At 64.6% G+C, this 5,092-nt stretch carries 4 protein-coding genes and 1 pseudogene; all 5 read left to right on the top strand.

Features of this window, described 5'->3' with window-relative positions:
- Positions 1 to 196 precede the first annotated feature (196 nt).
- Positions 197 to 436, top strand: a complete 240-nt coding sequence (locus Q0072_RS01680; protein ID WP_298324828.1) for a helix-turn-helix transcriptional regulator — start codon at positions 197 to 199, stop codon at positions 434 to 436.
- A 96-nt stretch (positions 437 to 532) separates the two neighbouring features.
- The gene (locus tag Q0072_RS01685) at positions 533 to 1,729 is read left to right on the top strand and encodes a DUF932 domain-containing protein (protein WP_298324829.1); all 1,197 of its coding nucleotides are present in this window, start codon (positions 533 to 535) and stop codon (positions 1,727 to 1,729) included.
- Positions 1,730 to 1,824: 95 nt separating this feature from the next.
- A complete protein-coding gene (locus tag Q0072_RS01690) occupies positions 1,825 to 3,852 on the top strand; it encodes a ParB/RepB/Spo0J family partition protein (protein ID WP_298324831.1) in 2,028 nt (675 codons plus the stop codon).
- Positions 3,853 to 3,917: 65 nt separating this feature from the next.
- Entirely contained in the window at positions 3,918 to 4,316 is a 399-nt protein-coding gene (locus Q0072_RS01695) for a hypothetical protein (protein WP_298324833.1), read from the top strand.
- A gap of 53 nt (positions 4,317 to 4,369) precedes the next feature.
- A pseudogene (locus Q0072_RS01700) lies at positions 4,370 to 5,092 on the top strand (transposase); the annotation flags it as partial.

The raw sequence follows: 5,092 nt of genomic DNA on the forward strand, positions 1-5,092 counted from the left end.
ACTGACCAGCAAGCTGCGATGGCCGGGCTGGTGAATCCGCTGTAAATGCGGCACGCCGACCATGGCAAGGGCGAAGACCATCCGGTCTGAATAATCAGCGAGTGACATGCAGGGGGGCCGATCCTGTATAGGCTCAATAAGGGCGAAAATAGCCCTTATTTACCGCCTTGTCACCGGCTTTGCTTTGATCGGAGCCATGATCTCGCTCCGTCAAATCCGTGCTGCCCGCGCTCTCCTTGGTTGGTCCCAGCAAAAGCTGGCCGACGAGGCTATCGTTTCTGTCAAGGCGGTCGCACGCTTGGAACGCAACGAGGTGTCTACGCGCACCTCTACCCTGGAAGCGTTGGAGAACACCCTCACCAAGGCCGGGATTATCTTCATCTCGGCGTCGGACGGGGTGGGGGAGGGCGTGCGCCTAGCCTCGGACCTGGATTGACCGGGCGGCGGGTGTAACAGAGTCAGAGGCGGCTTGGGCTTTCATGACGGGTTGGGCTGGAGGAGTGGCCTTCGGCACCCGTCATGGAGAATTGCCATGACCCAGGTGGAAATCCTCGACAATCCCCGTGATACCGGGCGCGGTTACCGCGTGGATGTGAACCGTGGGCAGCGCAACAGCCGGGTATCGTCGGAATGGTTCTCGCGGCCCGATGATGAGCGGTTCCTGTCCCTGTCCGACCTGTATGCGTCGGTCAAGACCCGCACGGATCGCAGCCGGACACGTACCCTGGCCAGTGCCGATATCAGGGTGGAGGCGCACCGTGATGCGCCGGAACGGCTGTCGCTGCTGCTGCCGGGGGGTGAGCGCCCGGTGGCACCCACCCATTGGAGCTTCGGGCAGTTGGCAGGGCTGGTCGGCGCACCCGCCGCTTATCTCCGCCAGCTTCCGGCGGCACTGGCCGGGATCAATCTGCAATATGGACTGACCTCGCATAGGGCGGAACAGGTCAAGACCCTGGAGATCGAAGACGGTCGCGTTGAGCTGCGCGCCGTCACCGGGCCGGACTATGGCCGCATCTTTGATCATGAGCTGGTTGAGGCGGTGCAGCGCATTGCCGGCAATGGCACCGGCGATACGCGCTGGAAGGTGCCGGGTGTGCTGGACTGGTCGACCGGCATCTATCATCCGCGTGTGGACATCACGCGGGATACGACCACGCTCTATGCCAGCGACCGTGATGTCTTCCTGTTCCTGGTCGATGATCTGAACCCGATTGAGGCGGGGCGGCTGCCCGATGGGTCGCCGGATCTCTACTTCCGGGGCTTCTATTGCTGGAACAGCGAGGTGGGGGCCAAGACCCTGGGCATGGCCAGCTTCTATCTGCGCGCGGTCTGTCAGAACCGGAACCTCTGGGGTGTCGAAGATTTCCAGGAGATCACCATCCGCCATTCCAAATATGCCGCCTCGCGCTTTGCCCATGAGGCGGCCCCCGCCCTGACCCGCTTTGCCAATTCCTCGCCCATGCCTTTCATCAACGGTATCAAGGCATCGCGTGAACAGATCGTTGCGCGCTGCGACGATGATCGGGAGGAGTTCCTGCGCAAGCGCGGCTTTTCCAAGGCCGAGACGGGCAAGATCATCGAAACCGTGCTGGCGGAGGAGGGGCGCAAGCCGGAGAGCATCTTCGACTTTGTCCAGGGCATCACGGCGGTGGCCCGCGACAAGCCGCACCAGGATGCGCGGTTGGACATGGAGGCCAGGGCCAAGAAGCTGCTGGACCGGGTTGCCTGACCGGCGGCGGGCATAAAGGCAGAGGAGGCCGGGGGCTTCGTGACGGGCACCAGGATGGGAGAGAGGCTTCCACCGGCCCGTCATGGAGAAAACCCATGGCCACCAAAGCTGCTGACAAGATCATCCTGAGCCGGTCCCAGGATATTCCCTTCAATAAGCTGGTCCTGTCCCAGGCCAATGTCCGCCGCGTCAAGGCGGGCGTGTCCATCGCCGATCTGGCCGAGGACATTGCCCGCCGGACCCTGCTGCAAAGCCTTTCGGTGCGGGCGCAGGTTGACGGGGAGGGCAATGAGACCGGGCTGTATGAGGTCCCCACCGGTGGGCGTCGGTACCGGGCGTTGGAACTGCTGGTCAAGCAGAAGCGCCTAGCCCGCAATGCCCCCATCCCCTGCATCATCCGCACTGAGGGACTGGGTGAGGAGGACAGTCTGGCGGAGAACCTGCAACGGGTGGCGCTGCACCCGCTGGATCAGTTCCGCGCCTTCCAGACGCTCATGGACAAGGGCCTCAGCGAAGAAGACATCGCCGCCCGCTTCTTTGTCACCCCTGCGGTGGTGAAACAGCGTCTGCGGCTGGCGTCTGTCTCGCCCAAGCTGCTGGAGATTTATGCCGAGGATGGCATGAATCTCGACATGCTGATGGCCTTCAGCGTCAGCGACAGCCATGAGCGGCAGGAACAGGTCTGGGCATCGCTGACCCAGCCCTGGCAGAAGGAGCCCTATCACATCCGCCGCGCCCTGACGGCCAGCAGCATCCCAGCCTATGACAAGCGCGCCCGCTTTGTCGGGCTGGAAGCCTATATCGCCGCCGGTGGTCCGATCATGCGCGACCTGTTCACGCCGGATGACGGTGGCTGGCTCGGCGACGTGCCGCTGCTGGAACGGCTGGTCACAGAAAAGCTGGCCAAGGCCGCCGAGGCGGTGATGGCGGAGGGGTGGAAATGGGTCGAGGTGAATGTCGATTTCCTCTATGGCCATACCGTCGGGCAGCGCCGCCTGAAGGCGGAGATCGTCCCCCGGACGGAGGCTGAGGAGGCGCGGTACGCCGAATTGACGGCCGAATATGAACGGCTGGCCGAAGAGCATGACACGGGCGAGGACATCCCTGAAGAGGTCGACCAACGGCTGACGGCCCTGGCGGCTGAAATCGCGCAGTTGGAAGAGCGGCCTGAACGTTTCGATCCACAAGAGATGGCGCGGGCCGGCTGCTATGTCCGTGTCAACGCGGAAGGGGAATTGCGGGTGGAACGCGGTTTTGTACGCCGCGAGGATGAACCGCCGGTGGAGGAAGCTATCCCGGAGGGTGGCGCAGCGGAATGCGATGTCACTCAGTCCGCTGCTGCCCATGCCGCCTATACCGGCACCAGTGTCAGCCAGGAGCCGGAACCCGAGGATGAGGGCATGAAGCCCCTGTCCGACCGGCTGGTGATGGAACTGACCACCCATCGCACCCTGGCCCTGCGCGATGCGTTGGCGCGGGACCCCGACACGGCGTTTCTGGCCGTACTGCACGCGCTGTGCCTGGAGACCTTCTATCCCGGCTCCTATGCCAGTTGCCTGGAAATCAGCGCCCGCGGCACGGTGCCGGTGCTCCAAGAACCCAGCCTGCGCGACTGTGCCGCCGCCACCGCCATCGTGGACCGGCATGAGAACTGGCGGCAGCAGATGCCGGCGCGGGCCACCGAGTTGTGGGATGTGCTGGTGGGTTTTGATGCCGACAGCCGGGCGGCCCTGTTTGCCCATTGCGTGGCGGGCACGGTGAATGCCGTGCATGAAAACTGGAACCGCCACAATGGCCGCCTGAACCATGCCGATACGCTGGCAGGCGTGCTGGACCTGGATATGGCCACCGCCGGGTGGGTGCCGACCGTGGACAATTTCCTAGGCCGCGTCACCAAGGCGCGCATCCTGGAAGCTGTCCGCGAGGCGAAGGGGGCAGAGGCGGCCCAGCGCATCGAGCATCTGAAAAAGCCCGACATGGCGGCCCATGCGCAGGAACTGCTGGCGGGTACGGGATGGCTGCCGGAACTGCTGCGCAAGACGGGACAGCCGAAGGGGGAAATCACTCACCCGGCGGACAACACCGCAGCGGAGGCCGATGCCAGCCTGCCCGTTGCGGCGTAATGAACTGACACCCTCCACCCTTGGCCCGGCCATAGTGCCGGGCCTTTCCTATGGGGAGGTGTCCCATGGAAAGTGCTGGCGATCTGTCCCGCCGCTTGGCCCGCGATGCTGAGGCCATCTGCCGTCAGCTTCTGCCCAATGGTCGGCGGCAGGGGTGCTATTGGCTGGTTGGTGATGTCCAGGGCCATCGGGGGCGCAGCCTCTATGTCCGCCTGACGGGCCCCAGCGCCGGGTCCTGGACCGATGCTGCCACAGGGGAGCATGGCGACCTGCTGGACTTGATCGCGTTGAACCGTGGCTTGTCCATCGGTGAGGCCATGGTGGAAGCACGGGCGGTGCTGCGTCTGCCGCTGCCGATCAGCGGAACGGTCGCAGCAGCGATGGCCTCCACCGGCTCGCCCGAGGCTTGCCGCCGCGTCTTTGCGGCCAGCCAGCCTTTGCCCGGCACCTTGGCGGAACGCTGAACTGGCCCCCGTTTGGACCGGACATTCAGGCCTAGCCAGGGAGGCTTGGGGATATCCCTGAGCATGTGCTTATGCCTGAGATTGAGATCATCACGGACGGAGGTCGCCGTCGCCGCTGGACGGCATCGGAGAAGCTGCGGATCGTGGAGGAGACGCTGGACGGTCGGTCGAGTATCTCCGTTGTGGCCCGCCGTCATGGCGTAGCGCCGAACCTGCTGTATCGTTGGCGGCGTCTGATGCTGGAGGGCGGGAGCGTGGCCGTGGCGGACGATGACGATGTGACCAGCAACAAAATTGTCCGGCAGCTTGAGGAACGGGTGCGGGAGTTGGAACGCCAGCTCGGCCGCAAGGTGCTGGAGGCAGAGATCTTGCGCGACGCGCTGGAAAAGTCGCGCTCAAAAAAACCGATCTTGCTCGCGCGGTCGCCGCTGAAGGGCGGTTCGCGGTGAAGGCGGTGGCCCAAACGCTGGGCGTGGCCCGGTCCAATCTGGTTGATCGGCTGGCGGGCCGGACCCGGCCGCGCGGTCGCTACCACAAGGCCGGGGACGCGGTGATCGTGCCCATGATCACCGCCCTGGTGGCGGCCCGGCCGACCTATGGCTATCGCCGGATCACGGCGCTGCTGAACCGGCAGTTGCGGGAGAACGGCGCCGCACCGGTGAACCACAAGCGGGTCTATCGCATCATGCAGGCCAACAACCTGCTGCTGGCCCGCAAATATGAGGAGCGGCCCGATCTGGCGCATGACGGCAAGGTGATCGTCATGCGCTCCAACC

Source organism: Asticcacaulis sp. (genome assembly GCF_027484505.1).
In the GTDB taxonomy this organism is placed as follows: Bacteria; Pseudomonadota; Alphaproteobacteria; order Caulobacterales; family Caulobacteraceae; genus Asticcacaulis.

What these genes read in the sequence shown, in the direction of transcription:
- Q0072_RS01690 (WP_298324831.1), top strand. Translation starts at nt 1,825, where the DNA reads ATGGCCACCAAAGCTGCTGACAAGATCATCCTGAGCCGGTCCCAGGAT.
- Q0072_RS01680 (WP_298324828.1), top strand. Translation starts at nt 197, where the DNA reads ATGATCTCGCTCCGTCAAATCCGTGCTGCCCGCGCTCTCCTTGGTTGG.
- Q0072_RS01695 (WP_298324833.1), top strand. Translation starts at nt 3,918, where the DNA reads ATGGAAAGTGCTGGCGATCTGTCCCGCCGCTTGGCCCGCGATGCTGAG.
- Q0072_RS01685 (WP_298324829.1), top strand. Translation starts at nt 533, where the DNA reads ATGACCCAGGTGGAAATCCTCGACAATCCCCGTGATACCGGGCGCGGT.